Annotated in this window: 22 protein-coding genes and 3 tRNA genes; 7 read left to right on the top strand and 18 right to left on the bottom strand. The window is 68.2% G+C overall.

Going from position 1 to position 26,577, the window contains the following annotated elements; genetic code table 11:
- Positions 1-10 precede the first annotated feature (10 nt).
- The 4 genes from GON09_RS02225 to GON09_RS02210 all read right to left on the bottom strand — a co-directional run bounded on the left by GON09_RS02225 (position 11) and on the right by GON09_RS02210 (position 4,650).
- Complete coding sequence (locus tag GON09_RS02225; RefSeq protein ID WP_213930412.1) at positions 11-1,294, bottom strand: glutamate-5-semialdehyde dehydrogenase; 1,284 nt, start codon at positions 1,292-1,294, stop codon at positions 11-13.
- Between the two features lie 48 nt (positions 1,295-1,342).
- Positions 1,343-2,449 carry a D-alanine--D-alanine ligase family protein gene (locus tag GON09_RS02220; RefSeq protein WP_213930411.1) on the bottom strand — a complete coding sequence of 369 codons (1,107 nt, stop codon included), beginning with the start codon at positions 2,447-2,449 and terminating at the stop codon, positions 1,343-1,345.
- A 72-nt stretch (positions 2,450-2,521) separates the two neighbouring features.
- Positions 2,522-3,646: a cystathionine gamma-lyase gene (locus GON09_RS02215; RefSeq protein ID WP_213930410.1), complete on the bottom strand. Its 1,125-nt coding sequence runs from the start codon at positions 3,644-3,646 to the stop codon at positions 2,522-2,524.
- Positions 3,647-3,651: 5 nt separating this feature from the next.
- On the bottom strand, positions 3,652-4,650 hold the full coding sequence (locus GON09_RS02210; protein ID WP_213930409.1) for an NAD(P)H-dependent glycerol-3-phosphate dehydrogenase: 999 nt from the start codon (positions 4,648-4,650) through the stop codon (positions 3,652-3,654).
- Between the two features lie 225 nt (positions 4,651-4,875).
- Here GON09_RS02210 and cofC point away from each other — a divergent pair, with 225 nt between their 5' ends.
- From cofC to GON09_RS02195, 3 genes are read left to right on the top strand one after another with little or no spacing between them, the layout of a single operon-like run.
- Positions 4,876-5,577, top strand: coding sequence for a 2-phospho-L-lactate guanylyltransferase (cofC, locus tag GON09_RS02205; RefSeq protein ID WP_213930408.1), 702 nt, complete (start codon positions 4,876-4,878; stop codon positions 5,575-5,577).
- Positions 5,574-7,769 carry an RNA degradosome polyphosphate kinase gene (locus tag GON09_RS02200; protein WP_213930407.1) on the top strand — a complete coding sequence of 732 codons (2,196 nt, stop codon included), beginning with the start codon at positions 5,574-5,576 and terminating at the stop codon, positions 7,767-7,769. The genes cofC and GON09_RS02200 overlap by 4 nt, the downstream gene beginning before the upstream one ends.
- Before the next feature lie 13 nt (positions 7,770-7,782).
- Positions 7,783-8,739, top strand: coding sequence for an NUDIX hydrolase (locus GON09_RS02195; protein ID WP_213930406.1), 957 nt, complete (start codon positions 7,783-7,785; stop codon positions 8,737-8,739).
- A 95-nt stretch (positions 8,740-8,834) separates the two neighbouring features.
- On the opposite strand, the gene GON09_RS02190 is transcribed toward GON09_RS02195, so the two are convergent.
- The 3 genes from GON09_RS02190 to leuC form a co-directional block, all read right to left on the bottom strand.
- Entirely contained in the window at positions 8,835-9,563 is a 729-nt protein-coding gene (locus GON09_RS02190; RefSeq protein ID WP_213930405.1) for an HU family DNA-binding protein, read from the bottom strand.
- 170 nt (positions 9,564-9,733) lie between these two features.
- Positions 9,734-10,330: a 3-isopropylmalate dehydratase small subunit gene (leuD, locus tag GON09_RS02185; RefSeq protein ID WP_213930404.1), complete on the bottom strand. Its 597-nt coding sequence runs from the start codon at positions 10,328-10,330 to the stop codon at positions 9,734-9,736.
- Between the two features lie 28 nt (positions 10,331-10,358).
- Positions 10,359-11,786 carry a 3-isopropylmalate dehydratase large subunit gene (gene leuC / locus GON09_RS02180; RefSeq protein WP_374195376.1) on the bottom strand — a complete coding sequence of 476 codons (1,428 nt, stop codon included), beginning with the start codon at positions 11,784-11,786 and terminating at the stop codon, positions 10,359-10,361.
- A gap of 115 nt (positions 11,787-11,901) precedes the next feature.
- Between leuC and GON09_RS02175 the strand changes: the two genes are divergently transcribed.
- Complete coding sequence (locus GON09_RS02175) at positions 11,902-12,603, top strand: IclR family transcriptional regulator (protein WP_213930402.1); 702 nt, start codon at positions 11,902-11,904, stop codon at positions 12,601-12,603.
- 82 nt (positions 12,604-12,685) lie between these two features.
- Complete coding sequence (locus tag GON09_RS02170) at positions 12,686-13,198, top strand: pyridoxamine 5'-phosphate oxidase family protein (protein ID WP_213930401.1); 513 nt, start codon at positions 12,686-12,688, stop codon at positions 13,196-13,198.
- Between the two features lie 53 nt (positions 13,199-13,251).
- On the opposite strand, the gene GON09_RS02165 is transcribed toward GON09_RS02170, so the two are convergent.
- The 5 genes from GON09_RS02165 to GON09_RS02145 form a co-directional block, all read right to left on the bottom strand.
- Positions 13,252-13,324 (bottom strand) — tRNA-Glu (locus GON09_RS02165).
- Positions 13,325-13,408: 84 nt separating this feature from the next.
- Positions 13,409-13,481, bottom strand: a tRNA-Glu gene (locus GON09_RS02160).
- Between the two features lie 86 nt (positions 13,482-13,567).
- Positions 13,568-13,639: transfer RNA gene (locus GON09_RS02155), tRNA-Gln, on the bottom strand.
- A gap of 183 nt (positions 13,640-13,822) precedes the next feature.
- The gene (gltX, locus tag GON09_RS02150) at positions 13,823-15,295 is read right to left on the bottom strand and encodes a glutamate--tRNA ligase (RefSeq protein ID WP_213930400.1); all 1,473 of its coding nucleotides are present in this window, start codon (positions 15,293-15,295) and stop codon (positions 13,823-13,825) included.
- 66 nt (positions 15,296-15,361) lie between these two features.
- The gene (locus tag GON09_RS02145) at positions 15,362-16,138 is read right to left on the bottom strand and encodes a fumarylacetoacetate hydrolase family protein (RefSeq protein WP_213930399.1); all 777 of its coding nucleotides are present in this window, start codon (positions 16,136-16,138) and stop codon (positions 15,362-15,364) included.
- A 110-nt stretch (positions 16,139-16,248) separates the two neighbouring features.
- Between GON09_RS02145 and GON09_RS02140 the strand changes: the two genes are divergently transcribed.
- A complete protein-coding gene (locus GON09_RS02140; protein WP_213930398.1) occupies positions 16,249-17,445 on the top strand; it encodes an MFS transporter in 1,197 nt (398 codons plus the stop codon).
- A 72-nt stretch (positions 17,446-17,517) separates the two neighbouring features.
- Here GON09_RS02140 and GON09_RS02135 read toward each other — a convergent pair whose 3' ends face one another.
- From GON09_RS02135 to GON09_RS02110, 6 genes are all read right to left on the bottom strand, one after another.
- Positions 17,518-18,528, bottom strand: a complete 1,011-nt coding sequence (locus GON09_RS02135) for a 3-isopropylmalate dehydrogenase (protein WP_213930397.1) — start codon at positions 18,526-18,528, stop codon at positions 17,518-17,520.
- Positions 18,529-18,608: 80 nt separating this feature from the next.
- On the bottom strand, positions 18,609-20,201 hold the full coding sequence (gene serA / locus GON09_RS02130) for a phosphoglycerate dehydrogenase (RefSeq protein ID WP_213930396.1): 1,593 nt from the start codon (positions 20,199-20,201) through the stop codon (positions 18,609-18,611).
- Positions 20,202-20,329: 128 nt separating this feature from the next.
- Positions 20,330-22,102, bottom strand: coding sequence for a SulP family inorganic anion transporter (locus GON09_RS02125; RefSeq protein ID WP_213930395.1), 1,773 nt, complete (start codon positions 22,100-22,102; stop codon positions 20,330-20,332).
- Positions 22,103-22,235: 133 nt separating this feature from the next.
- Entirely contained in the window at positions 22,236-23,237 is a 1,002-nt protein-coding gene (gene ilvC / locus GON09_RS02120) for a ketol-acid reductoisomerase (RefSeq protein WP_213934228.1), read from the bottom strand.
- A 50-nt stretch (positions 23,238-23,287) separates the two neighbouring features.
- Positions 23,288-23,791: an acetolactate synthase small subunit gene (ilvN, locus tag GON09_RS02115; protein WP_006554535.1), complete on the bottom strand. Its 504-nt coding sequence runs from the start codon at positions 23,789-23,791 to the stop codon at positions 23,288-23,290.
- Positions 23,788-25,728 carry an acetolactate synthase large subunit gene (locus GON09_RS02110; RefSeq protein WP_213930394.1) on the bottom strand — a complete coding sequence of 647 codons (1,941 nt, stop codon included), beginning with the start codon at positions 25,726-25,728 and terminating at the stop codon, positions 23,788-23,790. Before GON09_RS02110 ends, ilvN begins: the two co-directional genes overlap by 4 nt.
- 265 nt (positions 25,729-25,993) lie before the next feature.
- On the opposite strand from GON09_RS02110, the gene GON09_RS02105 reads away from it, so the two are divergent.
- Positions 25,994-26,515, top strand: a complete 522-nt coding sequence (locus GON09_RS02105) for a PH domain-containing protein (protein WP_213934227.1) — start codon at positions 25,994-25,996, stop codon at positions 26,513-26,515.
- The last annotated feature ends 62 nt before the right edge of the window (positions 26,516-26,577 follow it).

The raw sequence follows: 26,577 nt of genomic DNA, 5'->3' as shown, positions 1-26,577 counted from the left end.
CCGGTAACGATCAGGCGGGGCGGGTGTGGCCGTCGCCCCACACCACCCACTTCGTCGACGTCAGTTCGGGCAGGCCCATCGGACCGCGGGCGTGCAGCTTCTGGGTGGAGATACCGATCTCCGCGCCGAATCCGAACTGCTCGCCGTCCGTGAACGCCGTCGAAGCGTTGACCATAACGGCTGCGGCGTCCACGCGCGTCGTGAACTCCCGAGCGGCGGCGAGGTCCGCGGTGACGATCGCTTCGGTGTGGCCGGTGCCGTAGCGGTCGATGTGGTCGACGGCGGCATCGAGGTCGTCGACCACTGCGAGCGCGACGTCGAGCGAGAGGTACTCGTCCGACCAGTCCTGTTCGGTCGCGGGCACGAGGCCGGGCAGGTCGCCGTGGACCGTCACGCTGTGTTCCTGCAGGGCCTGCAGGAGCTTCGGGACGGCCGTCTCCGCGATGGACTTGTCGACGAGGATCGTCTCCGCGGTGTTGCACACGCTGGGCCGGCGCGTCTTCGCGTTGATCACGATCTTCTCGGCCATCGCGAGGTCGGCCGCGGAGTGGACGTAGACGTGGCAGTTGCCCGTGCCGGTCTCGATCGTGGGGACGGTGGCATCGCGGACCACGGCCGCGATCAGGCCGGCACCACCACGGGGGATCACCACGTCGACCAGGCCCCGGGCCTGGATGAGATGGGTGACCGACGAGCGGTCGGCGCTCGGCAGCAACTGCACGGCGTCGGCGGGGATACCCTGCTCCACGAGCGAGGCGCGCAGCACGTCGACGAGCGCAGCGTTCGACCGGGCCGCGGACGACGAACCGCGCAGCAGGGCGGCGTTGCCGGACTTCAGTGCCAGACCGAAGGCGTCGACGGTGACGTTGGGACGCGCCTCGTACACCATTCCCACCACGCCCAGCGGGACACGAACCTGACGCAGCTCGAGACCGTTGGGCAGGGTCGAGCCGCGGACCACTCCACCGATGGGGTCGGGCAGTCCGGCCACCTGGCGCAGGCCGGCGGCGATCCCGTCGATCCGGGCAGAGGTCAGGCGCAGCCGGTCGAGGATGGCCTCCTCGGTGCCACCGGCGCGAGCGGCCTCGATGTCCTCCGCGTTCGCGGCGAGGACGGTGTCGGCGGCAGCCAGCAGAGCGTCGGCCGCGGCGTGCAGTGCCGCGTCCTTCTCGGTGGTGGTGAGCAGCGCGAGACGGCGCGAGGCCACGCGGGCGCGACGCGCGGCCTCGTGGACGGCCTCGCGGATGTCCGTGCCGGCGTCGGTCGCAGCTGAGTCGGGGGTCACGGCAGTCATGGCTCCAGCCTAGTCGGGTCTTCGTAGTGGCCGACAGGCCGTGTGCCGCTAACGCAGGCCGGTCCCCCGCACGAGCGCCGTCTCCACCAGGATCGACAGCAGCTCGGAGTACTCGACGCCGGTGGCCTCCCACATCCGCGGGTACATCGAGATCGACGTGAAGCCGGGCATCGTGTTGATCTCGTTGATCACGGGTCCGTCCTCGGTGACGAAGAAGTCGACGCGGGACAGGCCGTGGCAGTCGAGGGCCCGGAACGCCCGGACCGCGAGCTCGCGGATCCGGTCGGAGGTCTCCTCGTCGAGCTTCGCCGGCACGTCGAATTCGCAGACGTCGTCCAGGTACTTCGTGTCGAAGTCGTAGAACGCCTCGTGGTCGCCGGAGGTGTCGGGCATGCGGATCTCCGCGACCACACTCGCCCGCACGTCGCCGTCCGGAAATTCGAGGACACCGCACTCGACCTCGCGGCCGATGATCGCGGACTCGACGATGACCTTCGGATCGTGCTCTCGGGCCTTCTCGACGGCGGCGTCGAAGGCCGCCCAGTCGGCCACGCGGCTGATACCGATCGACGACCCGCCCCGTGCGGGCTTGACGAAGACGGGCAGTCCCAGGCGGGCCTTCTGCTCCCCGGAGAGGGTCGCGGTGCCGGGGCGCATGACGATCTGGAAGCCGACGGGGAGCCCTTCGGCCGCGAGCAGCTTCTTGGTGAACTCCTTGTCCATACCGGCGGCGCTGGCGAGGACACCGGGACCCACGTACGGGATGTCCGCAAGTTCGAGGAGCCCCTGGATGGTGCCGTCCTCGCCGTAGGCGCCGTGCAGGACCGGGAACACCACGTCGACCGACGCGAGCACCCGGCCGTAGGAACCCTCGTCGAGGGCGACGATGTCGCCCTCGCGGGTGGGATCCGCGGTGAGGACGACAGCGGAGCCGTCGCCGGCGACGACGGGCAGCTCGCGACCGGCCGCGGCGAGGCGAGCGGGCTCGGCGTCACCGAGGACCCAGGCGCCCTGGGGGGTGATGCCGATGGGCACGACCTCGTACTTCTCCGGGTCGAGATGGCGCAGGATGCTGCCTGCCGAGATGCAGGACACGGAATGTTCGTTGCTGCGACCACCGAAGACGACGGCCACCCGGGTGCGGGGCGTACTCACGTGTCGAACCGTACCGGTAGCGCGTCGTCGAGACCCAGCCGAGTCCCGGCCCCGCCGGGCATCCACCCTCGCTCAGCGTGCGTTCAGCGCCGCGTCGAGATCGGCGAGCAGATCGGCGGTGTCCTCGATTCCGCACGACAACCGGACGAACCCTTCCGGCACCGCATCGCCCCAGCGTGCGCGACGATCCGCGGTGGTGTGGATGCCGCCGAAACTGGTGGCCGGCGCGACCAGCGTGGCAGCGCGGACGAAGCGGTGCACCTCGTCGCGGCCGGGCAATCGGAAGGTGAGCAGGGGGCCGAACCGGCTCATCTGCCCGGCCGCCACGGCGTGCGCCGGATCGGTGGTGAGTCCGGGATAGCGGACGTCCGTGACGGCCGGGTGCTCGAGCAACATCCCGGCGACGGCGAGCGCGTTGGCGCACTGCCGTTCGAAGCGCAGCCCGGCGGTGCCGAGGCTGCGGTGCGCGAGCCACGTCTCGAAGGGTCCCAGGACGGTTCCCGACAGCAAGCGCTCCCGGTCTATCGCGGGCAACAGCTCGGGATCGGCGACGGCGATGTATCCGAACAGCAGGTCGCTGTGCCCGCTGAGCGATTTCGTGCCGCTGGCCACCACGACGTCGGCCCCGAGGTCGAGCGGACGCTGCCCGAGCGGGGTTGCGGTCGTGTTGTCGACGAGCAGCAACGCACCGGCGCGACGGCACGACGCCGCAGTCGCACGCAGATCCACCGTGTCGAGACCGGGATTCGACGGTGTCTCGGCAAGGACGACCGCTCCCCTTCCCGCACCGTCGAGCACGCGCTGCAGCGAGCCGTCCCCGAATTCGGCGACGGAGAGTTCGTGCACCTCCATGCCGTGCGGTGCGAGATATTCGGTGGCGAACTTCCGCACCTGGTAGTAACCGTCGGAGGGGACGACAACCGTGCTGCCCGGGGCCACCAGCGATCGCAATGCGACTGTGATCGCCGACATGCCCGAGCCGACGACACGCGCCGCCGAGGCGTGTTCGAGCGTCGCGAGCGCCGATTCGAGTGCGCGCCAGCCGGGATTCGAGGCCCGCGCATAGGTGTCGACGTCGTCGCGTTCGTCCTCTCCGAGGAGGTACGGCGCAGCGAAGACCGGTCCCGGCTGCAGTGGGGAGCCCGGAACGCCCTCGTGTGCAACCGCCTTCACACAGCGTGTCGAATCGCCCGTCATGCGTCTCATTCCGGCTTGATCCGGCGTCCGAGCAGCTGCCCGATCGCATCCGGTACCGACATGCCTTCGTGGCACACGCGATGCACGGCGTCGGTGAGCGGCATCTCCACGTCGTAGCTCGCGGCGAGGGCGCGGACCGAGGTGCACGACTTGACCCCTTCGGCCACCTGACCGTGGGTGGCCTCCTGTGCGCTCTCGAGCGACTCGCCGTGGCCGAGACGTTCGCCGAACGAACGGTTGCGCGACAGCGGGGAGGTGCACGTGGCGACGAGATCGCCGACGCCGGCGAGACCGGCGAGCGTCGCCGGCTTCGCTCCGAGGGCGGTTCCGAGACGGGTGATCTCGGCGAGGCCGCGGGTGATGATGCTCGCGACGGTGTTCTCACCGAGGCCGACTCCGGCGGCCATGCCGCAGGCGAGAGCGATGACGTTCTTGCATGCGCCGCCGATCTCGCAGCCGATCACGTCCGAATTGGTGTAAGGACGGAAATATCTTGTCGCACACGACTTCTGAATCTCCATGGCGCGGGTCGAATCAGGGCACGCGATTACCGTCGCGGCCGGTTGCCCCTCGGCGATCTCACGAGCGAGGTTGGGGCCGGACAGCACGGCGATCCGATTCTGCTCGGCGCCCGTGACCTGACCGATCACCTGACTCATGCGCATCAGGGTGCCGCTCTCGATTCCCTTGGCGAGACTCAGAAGTGTGACGTCGGATCCGATGTCCGCCTTCCACGCCTCGAGATTGGTACGCAGGGTCTGGCTCGGAACGGCGAGAACGACGAAGTCGGCACCCGCCACCGCCACCCGGTGATCGGCGGTGGCCTTCAGCGAGTGCGGCAGTTCCACACCGGGCAGATAGTCGGAGTTCTCGTGCCGTTCCGCGATGCCGCGCGCCACCTCCTCGCGCCGCGCCCAGATCGTCACGTCCGTCCCGGCATCGGCCAACACCTTGGCGTACGCCGTGCCCCACGAACCCGCGCCCAGAACTGCTGCTGTGGTCACGCGATCCTCACTCTCGTCCGATGCCCGGCACGGGCGGTCGCGATCGGCCCGGAGATCGGGCGGTCGCGACCGGTTCGGTCCGGGCGGTCACCACCCACGGTCGCACCCAGTATCGCGCAGCCACCGCCGACGCCGCGCCGGGTCGGCGGACGGACCGCACACGCCGCCGGCCACGTCGGTCGACCGTGCGGTCGCCGAATTCGCCGCTGATGGCACAATCGGGCAATGTCCGCGACGCACGTGCTCGTCCCCGTCAAGGCCCTCGGCCTGGCGAAGTCGCGGCTGGCGCATGTCCTGGACCCGGCGGCGCGGGAATCACTGGTTCTGGCGATGCTGCAGGACACCGTGACGGCGGCGCTGGCTGCCGGGGACGTGACGGTCACCGTCGTCACGGCCGACGACCGCGTCGCGGCCGTCGCGCGGGAATGCGGCGCGGACGTCCTCCCCGACCCCGTCGCGCCCGGCTCCCCCGATCCGCTCAATTCCGCTCTGCGCGCAGCGGCCCGCCGGGTGCGCGACGGCGCACCCGATGCCGAACTCGTGGCATTGCAGGCCGACCTGCCGTCCTTGCGACCCGACGAGTTCGCGCTCGCACGCGAGACGGCGCGCAGGACGGGGACGGCCGTCGTCGCCGATCACACCTCGGGTGGTACGACGGCGTTGCTGCACTGTGTGAGCGGAACCCTGCCGCCGCTGGCGTTCGGGCCGGGATCGGCCCGCCGTCATGTCGACGCCGGCGCGTACCCGGTGCCGGACGCACTTCCGGGCCTGCGACTCGATGTGGACACCCCGGACGATCTTGCTGCCGCAGTGCAGCTCGGCGTCGGACCGGCCACCGCGGCCGCGCTGGAGGGACTCGAGTTCCCTCTTCGCCACCGGTGCGACAGCGCTGCAGGGAGCCGTAGCTCTGCCACAATGAACTGGTGACCAACGGCGATTCCCCCGATCCCACAAGTTCCGAGAACGCGGCCCCGCCCGGGGTTGCACGACCTTCCGGTCGTGTGGCCACCGCCACCAGCGCACCTCCGGCGGCGACGGCCCTGCAGTCGACGACCGATCACGACACCACGCTTCCCGTCGACCGCTATCTCAACCGGGAACAGAGCTGGCTCGATTTCAACGCTCGCGTTCTCGCGCTCGCGGAGGACACCTCGCAGCCGTTGCTCGAACGCGCCAAGTTCCTCGCGATCTTCGCGTCGAATCTCGACGAGTTCTACATGGTGCGGGTCGCCGGTCTCAAACGTCGCGCCGAGACGGGGCTGTCGGTCCGGTCCGCGGACGGACTGTCCCCGCGCGCTCAGCTCGCCCTCATCGCGTCGAGCACGCGCGAACTCGCCGGGCGCCAGGCACAGGTCTTCCTCGATTCGGTCATGCCCGCGCTGGCAGCCGAAGGAATCTCGATCATCCGATGGCCGGATCTGACACCGGACGAACGCGACCGTCTGACACAGTATTTCGCCGAGCAGGTCTTCCCCGTGTTGACGCCGCTCGCGGTCGATCCCGCCCACCCCTTCCCCTACATCAGCGGCCTGTCCCTCAACCTCGCTGTCACGGTCAAGGATTCGCAGTCCTCGGGAGAGCACTTCGCGCGCGTGAAGGTGCCCGACAACGTCGATCGCTTCGTGCGGGTCGACCGTGCGGGTTCGTCGCACGGGCTGCCGGCTTTCCTTCCCCTCGAGGAGCTGATCGCCGCTCACCTCGACGTCCTGTTCCCCGGCATGGAGATCGTCGAACACCACGCCTTCCGAGTCACTCGCAACGCCGACTTCGAGGTCGAGGAGGACCGTGACGAGGATCTCCTCCAGGCCCTCGAACGCGAACTCGCCCGACGGCGCTTCGGTTCTCCCGTGCGGCTCGAGGTGTCGGACGACATGACCGAGCACATGCTCGAACTCCTGCTGCGCGAACTCGACGTCGACCGGGTGGACGTCGTCCAGTTGCCCGGTCTGCTCGACCTGTCGTCGCTCTGGCAGGTGCACGCCGTCGACCGTCCGGACCTGAAGGATGCACCCTTCGTACCGGCGACCCACCCCGCATTCGGTGAGCGCGAGACCCCGAAGAGCGTGTTCTCCACTCTCCGCGAGGGCGACATCCTCGTCCACCATCCGTACGACTCGTTCTCCACGAGCGTCCAGCGGTTCATCGAGCAGGCGGCGGCCGACAGCCAGGTGCTCGCGATCAAGCAGACGCTGTACCGGACGTCGGGTGACTCCCCCATCGTCAACGCCCTCATCGCTGCCGCCGAGGCCGGCAAACAAGTCGTCGCGCTGGTGGAGATCAAGGCCCGCTTCGACGAGCAGGCCAACATCAAGTGGGCCCGCAAGCTCGAACAGGCAGGTGTCCACGTCGTATACGGACTCGTCGGTCTCAAGACCCACTGCAAGACCTGTCTGGTCGTGCGACGCGAGGGGTCGACGATCCGGCGCTACTGCCATATCGGCACAGGCAACTACAACCCGAAGACCGCCCGCCTGTACGAGGACGTCGGCCTGCTCACGTCCTCCCCCGAGATCGGCGCCGACCTCACCGACCTGTTCAACACCCTCACCGGATACTCCCGAAAGGCCCAGTACCGCAATCTGCTCGTCGCACCGCACGGGGTCCGCAAGGGGATCGTCCAGCGCGTGGAGCGTGAGATCGAGCACCACAACGCCGGTCGTCCCAGCGGGATCCGACTCAAAGCCAACGCCCTCGTCGACGAGCAGGTGATCGACGCGCTCTACCGCGCATCCCGCGCGGGGGTCCGGGTGGAGGTGGTCGTGCGCGGGATCTGCGCGCTCAAGCCCGGAGTGCCCGGCTTGAGCGAGAACATCACGGTGCGATCGATTCTGGGCCGCTTCCTCGAACACTCGCGACTGTTCCATTTCCGCGGCAGCGACGAGTACTGGATCGGCAGCGCCGACATGATGCACCGGAATCTCGACCGGCGGGTCGAAGTGATGGTGCAGGTGAAGAACACCCGGCTGGCAACGCAGTTGGACGGCATCTTCGATTCCGCGTTGGATCCCGCGACACGCTGCTGGATTCTCGAGGGCGACGGCACCTGGACGGCGTCGCCCGAGCCGGGCACAGCTGCCCGCGACCACCAGGTCGAACTCATGCGTAGCCGCTCGTCCTGAGGTGGAGGAAACGTTGACCGAATCACGCGACAAGCCCGTGAAGGCCAACATCTTCGCGGCGGGCGCGGTCCTGTGGCGGGGCGCCGCCGAGAACGCTCCGTACGACGCGGAGGTCGCCCTCGTACACCGCCCCCGCTACGACGACTGGTCCTTCCCGAAGGGCAAACTCGACGAGGGTGAGACCGCCGTGGTCGCCGCGGTGCGGGAGATCGAAGAGGAGACCGGGTTCCGCGCCGCACTCGGACGCAGTCTCGGAAAAGTGGTCTACCCGGTGCCGGGGCACCGCAGGCTCAAGAGGGTCGACTACTGGGCCGCCCGCACCGTCGACGGGCAGTTCACGCCCAACAACGAGGTGGACGAATTGCGTTGGGTGACCCCCGAAGGAGCATTCGACCTGCTGTCCTACCCGATGGACCGCAGTGTCCTGCGCCGATTCCGGCGCGTGCCACTCGACACCACCACCGCACTGATCGTCCGCCACGCCAAGGCGGGAAGTCGCAAGAAGTACAAGGGCGATGACCGCTACCGTCCCCTCGACGCATCCGGACGGGCGCAGGCCGCCGCTCTCGTGCCGCAACTGACGGCGTTCGGCGGCGATCGGGTGGTATCGGCCGATCGCACACGGTGCATCGCGACAGTCGAACCGTTCGCCTCCCGGCACGAACTCGAGGTCTTGCTCGAACCGTCCCTGTCCGAAGAGGAGTACCGTTCCGACCCGGACCGCGGACGCAAGCGGGCGCTGGAGATCGCGTCCGGTCCCGGCACTCCTGTGATCTGCAGTCAGGGCAAGGTGATCCCGCCACTGCTGGAGTGGTGGGCGGAGCGCGACGGTCTCGTGCTGCCTCCGGCACGGAATCGGAAGGCGAGTATGTGGGTGTTGTCTCTGCGCGGCGACCGCCTGGTCGCGGCAGACCACATCGACAGTCCCCTTCCCACCGGCCGCCCCGCCGTGGACGACGAGAGCATCTGACCCGGAACGCGCGACGGCGGCCACCGGATGTCCGGTGGCCGCCGTCGCCGCACCTGCGCGGCCCGCACCTGTGCGGGCCGTACCGAGGGTGACTTCTACTTCTTGGCGCTCTTGCGAGCCGTGGTCTTCTTCGCCGGGCTCTTCTTCGCCGCCGTGGTGGTCTTCTTCGCCGCGGTCGACTTGGTGGCGGTGGTCTTCTTCGCCGGGGCCGACTTGGCCGCGGTGGTCTTCTTCGCCGCCGTGGTGGTCTTCTTCGCCGCGGTCGACTTCGTCGCCGTGGTCTTCTTCGCCGGCGTCGACTTGGCTGCAGTCGACTTGGTGGCGGTGGTCTTCTTCGCCGGCGTCGACTTGGCTGCGGTCGACTTGGTGGCGGTAGTCTTCTTCGCCGGCGTCGACTTGGCCGCGGTGGTCTTCTTCGCCGCGGTCGACTTGGTCGCCGTGGTCTTCTTCGCCGCAGTCTTCTTGGCCGCCTTCTTGGCTGCCGCGGTCTTCTTGGCTGCTGCAGCCGCACCACGCTTCACGGCCGGACCCGAAGCGGGAAGCTTCTGGGTGCCCGCGATGATGTTCTTGAAGGACTGGCCGGGACGGAATGCCGGCACCGAGGTCGGCTTGACCTTGACCGTCTCACCCGTGCGCGGGTTCCGGGCGACACGAGCGGCCCGGCGACGCTTCTCGAAGACACCGAATCCGGTGATGGTGACGCTCCTACCCTCGTGCACAGCGCGAACGATGGCGTCCACCATGTGCTCGACGGCCGCGGTAGCGGTGCGCCTGTCCGAACCGAGTTTCTCGGTCAGAACGTCGATCAGTTCTGCCTTGTTCATTGATTTCCTCCGCACATATACGGTCCACCGTCAGACCGACTCCAGTCCACGGTAGACCCGCAAACGGGCAAGAGTCTATGTGCCACGCGGATTCTCATGCAAATAACTTCCGGGCCCGGCCCGACGGGAGTGTCGGACCGGGCCCGGAAGAGGCGTGTTCGGGGGTGTTTTCAGGGCGCCGGAAGGGTACTCGGTTTCCATGACGGCCTTGACTTTTCGTACTCGGAAATCGCGTCTACCTGCCGCAATGTCAGTCCGATGTCGTCGAGACCCTCGAGCAGACGCCACCTGGTGTAGTCGTCAATGGTGAACGGCACCACGGTGGTTCCGGCGGTCACGGTCCGGCTCTCGAGATCCACCTCCAGTTCGAGCCCGGGCTGCTGTTCGATGAGCTTCCACAGCAGTTCCACGTCGTCCTGCGAGACCTGAGCGGCGAGCAGGCCGGCCTTGCCGGCGTTGCCGCGGAAGATGTCGGCGAACCGGGACGAGATGACGACCCGGAATCCGTAATCCGACAACGCCCACACCGCATGCTCACGCGACGAGCCGGTGCCGAAATCCGGTCCGGCGACGAGAACACTGCCGCGGTCGAAGGGCGGGGTGTTGAGGACGAAGGACGGGTCGTTGCGCCATGCGGCGAACAGGCCGTCCTCGAATCCCGTACGGGTGACACGCTTCAGGTAGACGGCCGGGATGATCTGATCCGTGTCGACATTGGACCGGCGCAGCGGGACGCCGATGCCCTTGTGAGTGGTGAAAGCTTCCATCGAAAATTCTCCTCGTCGGTCCTGTGGTCTAGTCCAGATCCGCCGGTGCGGAAAGCGTTCCCCGCACCGCGGTTGCGGCGGCCACGGCCGGCGAGACGAGATGGGTCCGCCCGCCCTTGCCCTGCCGTCCTTCGAAATTGCGATTGGAGGTCGACGCGGAGCGCTCCCCCGGCGCCAGCTGGTCGGGGTTCATGCCCAGGCACATCGAACATCCGGCCTGGCGCCACTCGGCGCCTGCGGCGGTGAAGATCTCGCCGAGTCCCTCGTCCTCCGCCTGCGCCCGCACCCGCATCGAGCCCGGCACGACGAGCATCCGGACGCCGTCGGCGACCTTGCGGCCCTTCAGGACATCCGCCACCGCCCGCAGATCCTCGATGCGGCCGTTGGTGCACGACCCGACGAAGACGGTGTCGATCTTCACATCGCGCAGCGGCATCCCCGGCTCGAGATCCATGTAGCGCAATGCCTTCTCCGCGGCAGACCGCTCGGTTTCGTCCGCGATCTCCTCGGGTACCGGAACCGTGGATCCGAGCGGCGCGCCCTGGCCCGGATTGGTGCCCCACGTGACGAAGGGTGTCAGAGCGCTGCCGTCGATGTGGACCTCGGCGTCGAAAACCGCGTCGTCGTCGGTCTTCAGCTGTTCCCACGCCTCGACGGCAGCGTCCCAGTCGGCGCCCTTCGGTGCGTGCGGACGGCCCTTGACGAACTCGTAGGTGGTCTCGTCGGGTGCGATCATGCCCGCGCGGGCACCCGCCTCGATCGACATGTTGCAGATGGTCATCCGCGCTTCCATCGACAGCGAGCGGATCGCCTCGCCACGGTATTCGAGGACGTAACCCTGTCCGCCGCCGGTGCCGATCTTCGCGATGATCGCGAGGATGAGGTCCTTGCTCGTCACTCCGGGCGCCAGCGTGCCGTCGACGTTGATCGCCATCGTCTTGAACGGCCGCAACGACAATGTCTGTGTGGCCATGACGTGTTCGACCTCACTGGTGCCGATACCCATCGCCAGCGCACCGAATGCGCCGTGCGTGGAGGTATGACTGTCGCCGCAGACCACCGTCATACCGGGCTGGGTGAGGCCGAGCTGCGGGCCCACCACGTGAACGATGCCCTGATCGAGATCGCCCATGGGATGCAGTCGGACACCGAACTCCTCGCAGTTGCGGCGCAGGGTCTCGACCTGCGTGCGCGAGACCGGATCGGCGATCGGCTTGTCGATGTCCACCGTGGGGACGTTGTGATCCTCGGTGGCGATCGTGAGATCGGGTCGCCGGAGCGGGCGTCCGGCCAGCCGCAGACCGTCGAAGGCCTGCGGGCTGGTCACCTCGTGTACGAGGTGCAGGTCGATGTAGATGAGGTCCGGCTGTCGCGCCGATCCCTCTCCTTCACCGCGCACGACCACGTGCTGGTCCCACACCTTCTCCGCCAGAGTCTTTCCAGCCATCTTCTCCACCTTGTCGTACGTGACGAACGCGAATCCCGGGGGCTGTCCGGCCGCGTATGGCGTCGTCCCCACCGCTCTCGGCATGCGATATGCTTCCCATTATGCGAGACGGAGGTATCGACCTATGAGACAGCATAGCGGGATCGGAGTGCTGGACAAAGCGATGACAGTCCTCCACGCGGTGGCCGAACAACCGTGCAACCTCAACGAGTTGTGCGCGCGGACGGGCCTGCCCCGCGCCACCGCGCACCGTCTCGCAGTCGGCCTCGAGGTCCACCGCCTGCTCATGCGCGACAGCGACGGGCAGTGGCGTCCCGGTCCCGGACTGGCCGAATTGTCCGCGGGCGCAGGCGACACCCTCGTCGAGGCCGCTTCTCTCGTGCTCCCCCGCCTGCGCGAGATCACCGGCGAGAGCGTGCAGTTGTACCGCCGCGAAGGAACCCAGCGGGTCTGCGTCGCCGCTCTCGAACCCCCGACCGGCCTGCGCGACACGGTCCTCGTCGGGGCGCGGCTTCCGATGACGGCCGGTTCCGGCGCGAAAGTTCTGCTCGCGTGGGCCGATACGGCGACCCAGCGCGCCATCCTCCCCGAGGCGGCGTTCGGCGAACGCGTCCTCGTCGAGGTCCGCCGTCGCGGCTGGGCCCAGAGCGCCGCCGAACGCGAGCCCGGTGTGGCCTCGGTCGCCGCACCCGTCCGCGACAGCGCCGGCGCCGTGATCGCGGCGATCTCCGTATCGGGTCCCATCGACCGCATGGGCCGCCGACCGGGAGCCCGGTGGGCCGCCGACCTCCTTGCCGCCGCGGAGGCGCTCCAGAAGCGCCTCTGAAGCCGGAACGCGCGCGAGCGCTCACGGAGGGGAGCGGGAGGAACCCGGGCGTACGGCCCCACCCTGTGCCACAGTGCTTCGCATGGGAACGAATCGCCGCGCAGACATCACGATGACGGACTCGGAGATCGACGAGTTCCTCCACCGCAGCCGGGTCGCGAACCTGGCGACCCTCGGACCGACGGGCACCCCGCATCTCGTCGCGATGTGGTACGCGGTGCTGGACGGCGAGATCTGGTTCGAGACGAAGTCGAAGTCGCAGAAGGTCGTCAACCTTCGCCGCGACGACCGTGTCACCGTCCTCGTCGAGGCCGGCGACACCTACGACCAATTACGCGGCGTGTCGATCGAGGGGCGGGCAGAGATCTTCGACGACCACGACCGGCTGTTCGACGTCTGCCGCGACGTGTGGGAACGGTACACCGCCCCGTACACGGACGAGGCGCGTCCCGCGGTGGAGCAGATGATGAACAAGAGGGTGGCCGTGCGCGTGGCGCCCGTGCGGGTGCGCTCGTGGGACCACCGCAAGCTCGGGATGCCCGCCATGGAGATCGGCGGCACGACGGCGGCCCACCTCCCGTCCGCCGCACACTGACCCCGGATACGCGAAAGGCTCTCCGATCGAGGATCGGAGAGCCTTCGTGGTTGTACCCCCGATGGGATTCGAACCCACGCTACCGCCGTGAGAGGGCGGCGTCCTAGGCCGCTAGACGACGGGGGCCTGGAACTTTCCTCGGCACCGACGGATCGGTACCTCTGGAGAGAAGAAACACCCACCGACCCGCAGATCGATGGGATTCCGTTGTACCCCCGATGGGATTCGAACCCACGCTACCGCCGTGAGAGGGCGGCGTCCTAGGCCGCTAGACGACGGGGGCCTATGGAACTTCTTCTCTTCGCTCCCCGAGGGAAGCTCAGCCAGCATAGCTGGCCGAGGCGCTGCGGGCAAACCACCGCGCCTCAGCTGGGGTACCAGGACTCGAACCTAGAATGGCTGAACCAGAATCAGCTGTGTTGCCAATTACACCATACCCCAATGGTCTGTTCCGTCGGCCCGCGCTTTCGCGCTGCGGCCTCCGTTCCGAACCGAGAAGAAGATTAGCACCAACCCCGCCACCAACTACAAATCGGCTGGTCAGAGGCCTGAAATCGGCCATAGAACGAGCTCGGCCCGTCACCGGCGCAGCGCCGACGACGGGCCGAGACCGATCGCGAAGGGTCAGGCGATGCGTGCCCGGCCGGCACGAAGCCGTGCGAGGGTGCGCTCACGGCCGAGCAGTTCCATCGACTCGTAGAGCGGCGGGCTGACGTGCGATCCGGTCACCGCGACCCGCACGGGCGCGAAGGCCTTCCTCGGCTTGAGTTCCAGATCCTCGATCAACGCGCTCTTCAGCGCCTCCTCGATCGCCGGCGTGGTCCATTCGGCCAGACCCTCGAGGGCCGCGACGGAGGCGTCGAGCACCGGCGCGGCATCCTCCTTGAGGTTCTTCGCCGCGGATGCCTCGTCGAGCGTGAAATCGGCCTCGTCCACGAACAGGAACTTCAGCAGATCCCACGCGTCGCCGAGCACGACGATGCGGGTCTGCACGAGATCGGCGGCCGTGCGGAAGAGCGCGTCGTCGACGTCGGGACCGATCCGGCCGTGCTCCACGAGATAGGTCTTCAGGCGCGAGGCGAACTCCGCCGGCTCGAGCAGGCGGATGTGCTCGGCGTTGATCGCGTCGGCCTTCTTCTGATCGAACCGGGCCGGGTTCGAGTTGACCTTGGAGATCTCGAAGGCCGCGACCATCTCGTCGAGGGAGAACACGTCGCGGTCGTCGGCGAGCCCCCAGCCGAGCAGCGCGAGGTAGTTGAGCAGTCCCTCGGGGATGAACCCGCGATCGCGATGCAGGAAGAGATTGGACTCCGGGTCGCGCTTGGAGAGCTTCTTGTTGCCCTGTCCCATCACGAACGGCAGGTGGCCGAACTCGGGTGTGAAATCGGTGACGCCGATCCGCTGCAGCGCGGCGTAGAGCGCGAGCTGACGCGGCGTCGACGACAGCAGGTCCTCGCCGCGCAGGACGTGCGTGATCTTCATCAGCGCGTCGTCGACGGGATTGACGAGCGTGTAGAGCGGGATGCCGTTGCCGCGGGTGAGCGCGAAGTCGGGCACCGTACCGGCCTTGAACGTCGTCTCACCGCGGACGAGGTCGTTCCACGTGAGGTCCTCGTCGGGCATGCGCAGCCGCACGACCGGCTTGCGGCCCTCGTCGAGGAAGGCCTGCCGCTGCTCCGGGGTGAGGTCGCGGTCGAAGTTGTCGTAGCCGAGCTTCGGGTCGCGTCCGGCGGCCTTGTGCCGCCCCTCGACCTCCTCCGGCGTCGAGAACGATTCGTACGCCTCACCCGCGTCGACGAGCTTCTGCACGATCGCGAGGTGCAGGTCGCGTCGCTGCGACTGCCGGTACGGCTCGTACGGTCCGCCGACCTCCGGACCCTCGTCCCATTCGAGACCCAGCCACCGGAGGGCGTCGAGGATCGCCTGGTACGACTCCTCGGTGTCGCGTGCGGCGTCGGTGTCTTCGATGCGGAACACGAAGGTGCCGCCGTGATGACGCGCGAAAGCCCAGTTGAACAGGGCGGTGCGCACCAGACCCACGTGCGGGGTTCCGGTCGGTGACGGGCAGAAACGTACGCGTACTTCGCTGGTGGTCATGACTCGCTCAGGGTTGAGGATCGACGGGAGACCATCCCAGGCTATCCGCCCTGCCGCGAACTCCGGTCAGGCTCCCTTGGCGACGACCGGGTTGGTGAGCGTACCGATGCCCTCGACTGTGATCGAGACGGTGTTCCCCGGTTCGATCGGCCCGACGCCCTCCGGGGTGCCGGTGAGGATGACGTCGCCCGGCAGCAGCGTCATGACACCGGAGATCCACTCGACGAGCTTCGGGATGTCGTGCACCATCTTCGACGTGCGGCTGCGCTGCCGGACCTGTCCGTCGACCTCCGCCGAGATCTCGAGATCGGAAGCGTCGATGTCGGTTTCGATCCACGGGCCGAGCGGGCAGAAGGTGTCGTGCCCCTTGGCCCGACCCCACTGGCCGTCCTTGCGCTGATGGTCGCGCGCGGACACGTCGTTGGCGACGGTGTATCCGAGGATCGCCTCCCGTGCCTTCGCGGCAGGGACGTCCTTGCAGGGGCGTCCGATGACCACGGCGAGTTCGGCCTCGTGGTGGACGAGCGAGGTGGTGGGCGGAATCACGATAGGCGCACCCGGACCCACGATCGACGTGTTGGGCTTGAGGAAGATCATCGGCTCGTCGGGGACGTCGTTGCCGGACTCGGCGGCGTGCGCCGCATAGTTGCGACCCACCGCGATCACCTTGGTGGCGAGGATCGGCGCGAGAATCCGCACGTCGGCGAGGGGCCAGCTCCGGCCCGTGAATGTGGGGTTCCCGAAAGGATGCTCGGCGATCTCCTTCGCCGTCGCGGACTCCCCCTCCCCTTCGATGCTCACGAACGCGACACCATCCGGGCTGGCAATTCGACCAAGGCGCATGTCCGGAGTCTAACGGTGTGCACGCGCTGCGATCGACGCCCGGGTGGCACGGGTATAGAGTCCGGAACAGATTTCACATAACGGTACGAGAATCTCAGATAGTGAGACGTATGTACACTCCGGACATCGGTCGGCGGCGATGGCTGATCCTGGCCCTCGGCGTGCTCGCACAGGCCTCGCAGGCCACCGTGATCAACGGCATCGCCTTCCTCATCCCCACCCTGAACGAGGATGCCGGCTTCACCCTGGCCCAGGCCGGAACCCTCGCCGGCGCGCCACTGCTCGGCGGTGTCTTCACCCTCGTCGTGTGGGGCGCGATCGCGGACCGCTTCGGCGAACGTCTCGCCCTGGCCGCCGGGCTCGGGATCGCATCCGTAGCGATGTCCCTTGCGAGCGTGACGACGTCGATGGATCTCTCCCGCACGATCGCCATCGGATCGCTGGGCCTGTTGCTGATGTGTGCGGGAGCCGGGGCCGTGAGCGCGAACTCGGCGAGTGGCCGGGTCGTCGTCGGATGGTTCCCTCCGCACCAGCGGGGCCTGGCGATGGGAATCCGGCAGATGTCGGTGCCGCTCGGCGTCGCGGCCGGCGCACTCGTCATTCCCACCCTCGCGGGTGGCCACGGGATCGCATGGGCACTCGCCTTCCCCGCGCTCGCGTGCGGGACGGCCGCCCTCGCCTGCGCCGTCGGCGTGGTGGATCCGCCGCGACCCGGCCGGGAGGAGGCCGAACGCGCCGGCGCTCTCGGTAATCCCTACCGCAATTCGATGTCCCTCACGCGAATCCATCTCGCATCGATCCTGCTCGTGGTGCCGCAGTACGTCGTGTGGACCTACGCCCTGGTCTGGCTCATCGCCGACCGCGGATGGGACGAGGTGGGTGCCGGACTCGTCATCACCGCCGCCCAGATCCTCGGCGCGATCGGGCGTGTCGTCACCGGCGCGTGGTCCGACCGGGTGGGCAGCAGACTGGGACCGATGCGCCTCGTCGCGACATCTGTCGTCGTGTCGATGGTCGCTCTGTCCGTCACGGCATGGACGGATTCGGCGATCGCAGTGGGTGTCCTGCTCGTCGCGTCGATCCTCACCTCGGCTCCGAACGGGCTGGCGTTCACGGCCGTCGCGGAGATCGCCGGCCCGTTCTGGGGAGGACGCGCGCTCGGGATCCAGAACACCGGTCAGTTCGTCTTCGCCGCGGCCGTCGGACCGATCTTCGGCGGGCTCATCGCCGCATTCGGGTTCCCGGCCGCGTTCGCGTTGGCCGCGGTGGCCCCTGCAGCCGCGGTTCCCGTCGTTCCCAAGGACTGATACAGAACGCGCGTGGCGCCGGACGGGACGTACCCGCCGGCGCCACGCGCGGTGTGACGAAGAACTCCGAACTCAGAGAGCAGCCGCGATCCGGTCACCGATTTCGGTGGTCACGATCGGACCGGTGCTGCGGGCGGCGAGATCCGCCTCCACGGCACGCTCAACCCGTGCGGCCTCCTCCTCGCGTCCGAGATGGCGCAGCAGCAGGGCCGTGGACAGGATCGCCGCAGTGGGGTCGGCGATGCCCTTGCCGGCGATGTCCGGCGCCGAACCGTGCACGGGCTCGAACATCGACGGATTGGTGCCCGAGGCGTCGATGTTGCCGCTCGCGGCCAGGCCGATGCCACCGGTCACCGCGCCCGCGAGGTCGGTGATGATGTCGCCGAACAGGTTGTCGGTGACGATGACGTCGAACCGCGACGGGTCGTCGACCATGTAGATCGTCGCCGCGTCGATGTGGCAGTAGGCCGTGGTGACCTCGGGGAATTCCTTGCCCACCGACTCGATCGCACGTGTCCAGATCGCACCGGCGTTGGACAGCACATTGGTCTTGTGGATGAGCGTCAGGTGCTTGCGGCGGGTCTGCGCGAGCTCGAAGGCGTACCGCACCACACGCTCGGCGCCGAACCAGGTGTTCACCGAGACCTCGGTGGCGATCTCGTGGGGCGTACCGACGCGGATCGCTCCCCCGTTGCCGGTGTAGGGGCCCTCGGTGCCCTCGCGGACCACGACGAAGTCGATCTCGGGATCGGCGGCCAGCGGCGACTTCGCGCCCGGGTACAGGCGCGACGGGCGGAGATTGACGTGGTGATCGAGCGCGAACCGCATGTTCAGGAGGAGTCCGCGTTCGAGGACACCGGGCGTGACCGACGGATCACCGATGGCGCCGAGGAGGATCGCGTCGTGCTCGCGGATCGCGGCGAGATCGGCATCGGGCAGGAGTTCGCCGGTCGCGTTGTACCGGCGGGCACCGAGGTCGTACTCGGTCGTCTCGAGGTCGGGGACGAGCACGCGGAGCACCTTCAGTGCCTCCGCCGTGACCTCGACGCCGATGCCGTCACCGGGGATGACCGCAAGTTTCATGAGCACTACTCACTTCCTGTGCGACGGTGGCCGCGACCGTGCAGACGGTCGCGGCCACCGGATGATGGAGAACGGAACGATCAGGACAGGTCGACCTGGGCGACCCGCGCGTCGAGTGCCTCGGTGATCTGTCCGACCTCGGCGTCGCCGACGACGCGGTCGACACGCAGGATCACGGTCGCGCCGGGACCTTCCGCGTCCTGGCTCAACGCCGCGGCCTGGATGTCGATGCTCGCGTTGCCGAGCACGGTGCCGAGCGTTCCGAGCACACCCGGGCGGTCCTGGTAGTGGACGATCAGGTTGTGGCCCTCGGCGCGGAGGTCGAAGCTGCGGCCGTTGATGTTGACGATCTTCTCGACCTGCTGCAGACCGGTGAGGGCACCTGCGACGGAGGTGACATGTCCGTCCGGCGCCACCGCGCGGACCTCGACGGCGCTGCGGTGCGTGGTGGCCTCGCTGACCTTGTCGACCTCGACGGTCACGCCGCGCTGCTCCGCGAGCTTGGGGGCGTTGACGAAGGTGACGGGCTCGTCGCTGCTCGCCGAGAACAGGCCGCGGAGGGCGGCCAGGCCGAGGATGTCGGTGTTCTCGGCCGAGAGCTCACCGCTCACGACGACCTGCACGTTCTGCACGGCCTCGGGCGAGAGGGTGCCGGCGAGCAGGCCGAGCTTGCGGACGAGCTCGAGCCACGGGGCGACCTCTTCGCCCACGGGGCCACCCGAGACGTTGACGGCGTCGGGCACGAATTCACCGGCGAGGGCGAGCAGCACGCTCTTGGCGACGTCGGTACCGGCGCGGTCCTGGGCCTCGGAGGTGGACGCACCGAGGTGCGGCGTGACGACGACGTTGTCGAGGTCGAACAGCTTCGAATCGGTGCACGGCTCGGTCTCGAAGACGTCCAGACCGGCGGCACGCACCTTGCCGTCGACGAGCGCGTCGTACAGCGCATCCTCGTCGATCAGGCCGCCGCGGGCGGCGTTGACGATGATGACCCCGTCCTTGGCCTTGGCGAGCCGCTCGGCGTTGATCAGGCCGGCCGTCTCCTTGGTCTTGGGCAGGTGCACCGAGATGAAGTCCGCGCGCGCGACGAGTTCGTCGATGTCGACGAGCTCGATGCCCAGCTGCGCAGCACGCGCGGCCGGCAGGTAGGGGTCGTACGCGATGACGTGGGTCTCGAAGGCCGCGAGCCGCTGAGCGAACAGCTGGCCGATACGGCCGAGGCCGACGACGCCGACCGTCTTGCCGAGGATCTCGGTGCCGTTGAAACTCGACCGCTTCCACGTGCGCTCACGCAGGGTGCGGTCGGCGGCCGGGACCTGACGGGCCGCGGACATGAGCAGCGCGACCGCGTGCTCGGCAGCGGAGTGGATGTTGGAGGTGGGCGCGTTGACGACCATCACGCCGCGCTCGGTGGCAGCGGCGATGTCGACGTTGTCGAGACCGACACCGGCGCGACCGACGATCTTGAGGTTGGGTGCCGCGGCGAGCACCTCGGCGTCGACGGTGGTCGCGGAACGGACCAGCAGTGCCTGGGCTTCGGGCACGGCCGCGAGCAGGGCAGGGCGGTCGGGGCCGTCCACCCAGCGCACCTCGACACCGTCACCGAGCGCGTCGACGGTGGACTGCGCAAGCTTGTCGGCGATCAGGACTACTGGACGGCCATTCTGGCTCACGTGCGGACTCCCTGTGTCGTGAATGTGTGAGTGGTCGACGGCGCTCGCGCCCGACAGCATGCATGGGCACCCGCGACCGCCCACAGTTTAGTGCCCCAGCCCCCGCTACGGAGCCACCGGGATCGGGATCACGGTGCTGCGGGCCCCTCCTTCCCCGGCGGTGGGACGACGTCCCGAGGGGGTGCGTCGAGCACACTGCGGTCGATGCCGGGCTGGTTCCGGTGCCGGAAGGCAACCACAGCGGTACGGACGGTGGGGTGGAATCGTCCGTCCCCGAAACGATTTCCCGTTTGCATCCGGTGCAGTCCGTCCTTGACCGGACCCTTCATCGCCGCGAAGGCGAGCCGGATCCCGCGGTGGGCGAGATAGTCGTCGAGGCGTTCGATCTCCTCGACCGCGCTGATGTCCAGATCCGTGATCGGTTCGGCCGCGAGAACCACCCATTCCACCCGATCCTCGCGTTCACGGACGAGTTCACGGACGAATTTCGTGAGGATCACCCCGTTCGCGAAGAACAGGGGGGCGTCGAACCGGACGAGCACGAGGCCCGGGATCCGGTGACCTTCGGGATGCCGCTCCCGGTCGTGGTATCCGGCGACGTCCTCGAGTTCGACCAGTTCGGTCCGGTGGGGTCGCCAGGCACGCACGACGACGACCGCCAGCGACAATGCGATCGCGACGAGCACGCCTCGGAGCACGCCGGCGAGACCGACCGCGACGAATGCAGCGAAGGACAAACAGAATTCGATCTTGTTGACCCGCCACAACCGCCCGAGAGCCCTCACGTCGACGAGCGCGCTCGCCGCGACGATCACCACCGCAGCGAGCGCCGCCTGCGGCAGGTACGCCGTTGCTCCCGGTGCCGCCAGCAGGAAGATCGCCACCGTCACGGCTCCGACGGCGCCTGCGAGCTGGGTACGCGCTCCGGCCTGTTCCAGCACCGGCGTCCGACTGCCACTGGCGCAGATCGGGAATCCGCCTGTGACTCCGGCTGCGATGTTCACCACACCGAGGGCGCGCATCTCGGAGCTCCCGTCGACGTCCTCACCCCGCCGCAGTGCGAACGATCGCGACAACACCGCCGTGTCGGCGAACGCGATGACGGCGACAGCCACTGCGGGCCCGAGCAGTTCGATCACGTCGCCCCGTTCGAGGCCGCCCAGAGCGGGAGTGGGAAAACCGGAGGGCAACGCCCCCACCGTCTCCACGCAGTCGGCGAGCCCGAACACCGCGACCGCAGCGGCCGCGGCGACCACCGCGACCAGCACCGCCGGTACGCGGGGAACGAACTTCTGCAACACGAGGATGACGCTCAGCGTGCCGATGCCGAGGAAGAACCCGATCGGTTCGACGCCGTCCTCGAAGACGTCGTCGACGATATCGAGAAGTTCGGCGACGACACCGGATTCGTCGGCCGAGGTGCCGAGCAGGAGCGGAAGCTGCCCGACGACGACGATGATCGCGATCGCGTTGAGGAACCCGATCCGGATGGGCGTGGAGAGCAGATAGGTCAGGAATCCGAACCGGAGGATCCCCCCGCCCAGGAGGAGCGCTCCGACGAGGAGCGCGAGCAGACCAGCGAGGGCCACCGCACGCTCCGGATCGCCCTCGGCCGCGAGGGGAATCACCGCTGCCGCGATGAGCGGAGCGAGTGCGGAATCCGGCCCGAGCACGAGGATCCGGGACGGACCGACCGACGCGTACACGAGCATCGGCACGACGGTCGCGTACAGACCGGTGTAGGGCGGCAGGCCCGCGGCCTGGGCGTAACCCATGCCGGTGGGAACGAGCAGGGCGCTGAGTGCGAGGCCCGCGGTGAGGTCGCTCCGTAGCCACCCCCGCCGATAGGCACGTGCGGTGACGACACCCGGCAGCCGCCCGAACGCGGCGAGGAGCCACATCAGCCAAGTATCCTCCGCCGCCTCCGCTCGTGGCGGCGACATCGCTCACGACATCGCTTCTCACGACGCACGGACGACAGCGACCCGGCACCCCGCAGGGGGTACCGGGCCGCCGTGACCGGATCGGGAGGGCTTACGCCGTCTCGGTGATGGGGCGATCGACCCAGCTCATCAGGTCGCGCAGCTGCTTGCCGACGACCTCGATGCCGTGCTCGGCGTTCTCCTTGCGGAGACCCTCGAGCTCCTTGTTGCCGCCCTCGACGTTGGCGACGAGGCGCTTGACGAAGGTGCCGTCCTGAATGTCCTTCAGGATCTCCTTCATGCGCTCCTTGGTGCCGGCGTCGATGACGCGCGGTCCGGAGAGGTAGCCACCGAACTCAGCGGTGTCGGACACCGAGTAGTTCATGCGGGCGATGCCACCCTCGTACATGAGGTCGACGATGAGCTTGAGCTCGTGGAGGACCTCGAAGTAGGCCATCTCAGGGGCGTAGCCCGCCTCGACCATGACGTCGAAACCGGTCTTGACCAGTTCTTCGGTGCCACCGCAGAGCACGGCCTGCTCGCCGAAGAGGTCGGTCTCGGTCTCTTCCTTGAAGGTGGTCTTGATGACGCCGGCGCGGGTGCCGCCGATGCCCTTGGCGTAGGACAGCGCGAGCGCCTGGCCCTCACCCTTGGGGTCCTGGTGGACGGCGATGAGCGCCGGAACGCCCTTGCCGTCGACGAACTGACGACGCACGAGGTGGCCGGGACCCTTGGGGGCGACCATCGCGACGGTCACGTTCTCGGGAGCGGTGATGAGACCGAAGTGGATGTTGAGTCCGTGGCCGAAGAACAGCGCGTCGCCGCCCTTCAGGTTGGGCTCGATGTCGTTGGTGAAGATCGACGCCTGGGCGGTGTCGGGAGCGAGGACCATGATGACGTCGGCCCACTCCGAGACCTCGGCGGGCGTACCGACGGTGAGGCCGGCCTCCTCGGCCTTGGCCCGCGACTTCGAGCCCTCCTTCAGACCGATGCGAACGTCGACGCCCGAGTCGCGCAGGCTCAGCGAGTGCGCGTGTCCCTGACTGCCGTAGCCGATGACGGCGACCTTACGACCCTGGATGATCGACAGGTCGGCATCGTCGTCGTAGAACATCTCGACTGCCACAGTGATTACCTCTTTCAGCAAGTATGGGTGTGTTAAGGCTAACGGGTAGCCGTGATGGACTTCGGACCGCGTCCGACCGCGACGACACCGGACTGGACGATCTCGCGGATTCCGTACGGTTCGAGCATGCGCAGCAGCGCATCGAGCTTGGACCGCGTTCCGGTGGCCTCGATGGTCAGCGACTCGGGCGAGACGTCGATCACCTTGGCGCGGAACAGATTCACCGTCTCGATGACCTGGGTGCGCACGCTCGCGTCGGCACGCACCTTGATGAGCACGAGTTCGCGGGCGACGGACGCCTCGTCCTCCTGCTCGACGATCTTGATGACGTTGACGAGCTTGTTGAGCTGCTTGGTGACCTGTTCGAGGGGGAACTCGTCGACAGTCACCACGATCGTCATCCGCGAGATGTCGGGAACCTCCGTGCCACCGACGGCAAGGGATTCGATGTTGAAGCCGCGTCGCGAGAACAGCGATGCGACTCGGGCGAGCACGCCCGGCTTGTCCTCGACGAGAACACTGAGGGTGTGGCTCGTGCTCACTTGGTCTCCTCCTGGGCCGCAGCCTTCTCACTGCGGGCTTCGAGCGCGTCGATGGTCTCGTGGATGACGGCGGGATCGTCGGCGGCGGCGTCGTCGTCGAACAACGGCCGGATGTCGCGCGCGGCCATGATCTCGTCGTTGCTCGTGCCGGCGGCGACCATCGGCCACACCTGCGCGTCCTTGCCGACGATGAAGTCGATCACCACGGGACGGTCGTTGATCTCCTGCGCACGGCGGATGGCCGGCTCCACGTCCTCCTCGCGCTCGACGCGAATGCCCACGCAGCCGAGGGCCTCGGCGAGCTTGACGAAGTCGGGGATGCGCAGCGAATGCGTCGCCAGGTCGGTGTTGGAGTACCGCTCCTCGTAGAAGAGGGTCTGCCACTGCCGGACCATGCCGAGATTGCCGTTGTTGATGAGCGCGACCTTGATCGGCACACCCTCGACGGCGCACGTCGCCAGTTCCTGGTTGGTCATCTGGAAGCAGCCGTCGCCGTCGATGGCCCACACTTCGGCGTCGGGACGGCCCATCTTGGCGCCCATGGCGGCGGGCACGGCGTAACCCATCGTGCCGAGACCACCCGAGTTGAGCCACGTACGGGGCTTCTCGTAGGCGACGAACTGAGCGGCCCACATCTGGTGCTGGCCGACACCCGCGCAGTAGATCGCGTCGGGACCGGCGAGCTTGCCGACGGCCTGGATGACGTACTGCGGCGACAGGGTGTCGTCGACGGGACGGTCGTAGGCCAGAGGGTAGGTGCGACGGATGTCGTCGAGGTAGGCCCACCAGGCCGAGTAGTCGAGCTTCGTGCCGGTCGCCAGGTCGGCGCGGATGGCCTCGATCAGCTCGACGATGACCTCCTTGCAGTCACCGACGATCGGCACGTCGGCGTGCCGATTCTTGCCGATCTCCGCAGGATCGATGTCTGCGTGGATGACCTTGGCGTCGGGCGCGAACGAGTCGAGCTGGCCGGTCACCCGGTCGTCGAAACGGGCACCGAGGGTGATGAGCAGATCACTCCTCTGCAGCGCGGCGACGGCGGCGACGTTGCCGTGCATGCCAGGCATACCGCAGTGCAGGTTGTGGCTGTCGGGGAACGCGCCGCGGGCCATGAGCGTCGTGACGACCGGGATGCCGGTCAGCTCGGCGAGTTCGAGCAGCTCGGGCGACGCGTCGGCCTTGATGACACCGCCACCGACGTACAGCACCGGGTTCTTCGCGTCGGCGATCAGCCGCGCGGCCTCGCGGACCTGCTTGCCGTGCGGCTTCGTCACGGGGCGGTAGCCGGGCAGGTGCATCTCCGGCGGCCAGCTGAAGGTGGTCTGCGCCTGGAGGATGTCCTTGGGGATGTCGACGAGGACGGCACCCGGCCGGCCCGAAGAGGCGAGGTAGAACGCCTCGGCCAGGATGCGCGGGATGTCGGCGCCGTCGGTGACCAGGAAGTTGTGCTTCGTGATCGGCATGGTGATGCCGGAGATGTCGGCTTCCTGGAAGGCGTCGGTGCCGATGAGCGGACGACCGACCTGGCCGGTGATCGCGACGACGGGCACGGAGTCCATCTGCGCGTCGGCGAGAGGGGTGACGAGGTTCGTCGCGCCCGGACCGGAGGTGGCCATGCAGACGCCGACCTTGCCGGTGGCCTGGGCGTAACCGGTGGCAGCGTGTCCGGCGCCCTGCTCGTGACGGACGAGCACGTGACGCACGCGCCGCGAGTCGAAGAGTGGGTCGTAGACGGGCAGGATCGCGCCGCCGGGAATGCCGAATACCGTGTCGACCTCGAGTTCCTCGAGTGCGCGGACCACCGACTGCGCGCCGGTGACCCGCTCGGGGGCGACCTGGCGACGGTTGGCGGGCTGCGCTGCTGCAGCTGCGGGAGTCGGGGTGGCGGACCCCGGCTTTCGCGGCGAGGGTTGAGGCCGTGCGGTTGGTGCGCTCACTGCGAGTTCCTCTGATTCTGGCTCCGGGCAACAAAAAACCCTCGTCAGCAGTCTGCTGTACGAGGGTGGCGCGTCGTGGGCGAGTTGCAGAATGCGGCTCAGGCGACGACGCGCCGGCCGATTACGAGCAACCCATTCTGATTCACGCGCTCGACGGTAGGCGCATGGTGTCCAGACAGTCAACTTGGTGCGGTCGACCGTCCCAGAATGTGAGATGCCGCGGCTGCAGTGCGAAGATGTAGAGGTGTCATCTTCCCAGCAGCCCGTGCCACCGACTCCATCATCCCACACGCCCGATTCGACGACGCAGGTCATCCAGATCTCGCGACTGTCGTTTCTGGCGTGTGCTCTGCTGTTCCTCGCCCTCGCCTCCCCGGCGCTGGCGTGGCCGGAGGCCTTCGCATGGACGTTGATCATCCCGTTCCTCGTCGCCGCGTGGATCGTGCGGGTACGCACCGTCGTCGGCCCCGAGGGCATCGTGGCGCGGGCGACCTTCTCCACCACGAGCCTGGACTGGGATTCCCTCGACGGCCTCCGGTTTCCGAAGCGGGGCTGGGCCCGCGCACGGCTCACCGACGGCAGTGAGGTCGCACTGCCGGTCGTCACCTTCGGCCGCCTGCCGCAACTGTCGGAAGCCAGTGGCGGCCGCATCCCCGATCCGTACGCGGCCGCACGCCGCGCGGAGGAGGAGGCACACCGTGCCGAAGCGGCGTCCGAAGCGGTATCCGGTGCCGAAACCGCCGACGACGCAGTCACCGTCGAGAAGAAGGACGACCGCTCCTCCTGAACCCCGCGACCGGATGCGAATAGATGCACCCGACAGCACACGAGTAGATTCGTCGGTGCCGC

The sequence above is a fragment of the Rhodococcus sp. B50 genome (assembly GCF_013602415.1).
Taxonomy (GTDB): Bacteria; Actinomycetota; Actinomycetes; order Mycobacteriales; family Mycobacteriaceae; genus Rhodococcus.
Note: the sequence above shows the minus strand (reverse complement) of the source record. Positions and strands in the feature narration are given on the sequence as shown.

Coding starts and splice junctions, on each gene's coding strand:
- GON09_RS02140 (WP_213930398.1), top strand. CDS start 16,249: ATGTACACTCCGGACATCGGTCGGCGGCGATGGCTGATCCTGGCCCTC.
- cofC (WP_213930408.1), top strand. CDS start 4,876: ATGTCCGCGACGCACGTGCTCGTCCCCGTCAAGGCCCTCGGCCTGGCG.
- GON09_RS02125 (WP_213930395.1), bottom strand. CDS start 22,102: ATGTGGCTCCTCGCCGCGTTCGGGCGGCTGCCGGGTGTCGTCACCGCA.
- GON09_RS02135 (WP_213930397.1), bottom strand. CDS start 18,528: ATGAAACTTGCGGTCATCCCCGGTGACGGCATCGGCGTCGAGGTCACG.
- GON09_RS02175 (WP_213930402.1), top strand. CDS start 11,902: ATGAGACAGCATAGCGGGATCGGAGTGCTGGACAAAGCGATGACAGTC.
- GON09_RS02225 (WP_213930412.1), bottom strand. CDS start 1,294: ATGACTGCCGTGACCCCCGACTCAGCTGCGACCGACGCCGGCACGGAC.
- ilvC (WP_213934228.1), bottom strand. CDS start 23,237: ATGTTCTACGACGACGATGCCGACCTGTCGATCATCCAGGGTCGTAAG.
- GON09_RS02215 (WP_213930410.1), bottom strand. CDS start 3,646: ATGACGGGCGATTCGACACGCTGTGTGAAGGCGGTTGCACACGAGGGC.
- gltX (WP_213930400.1), bottom strand. CDS start 15,295: ATGACCACCAGCGAAGTACGCGTACGTTTCTGCCCGTCACCGACCGGA.
- GON09_RS02170 (WP_213930401.1), top strand. CDS start 12,686: ATGGGAACGAATCGCCGCGCAGACATCACGATGACGGACTCGGAGATC.
- GON09_RS02190 (WP_213930405.1), bottom strand. CDS start 9,563: ATGAACAAGGCAGAACTGATCGACGTTCTGACCGAGAAACTCGGTTCG.
- leuD (WP_213930404.1), bottom strand. CDS start 10,330: ATGGAAGCTTTCACCACTCACAAGGGCATCGGCGTCCCGCTGCGCCGG.
- GON09_RS02145 (WP_213930399.1), bottom strand. CDS start 16,138: ATGCGCCTTGGTCGAATTGCCAGCCCGGATGGTGTCGCGTTCGTGAGC.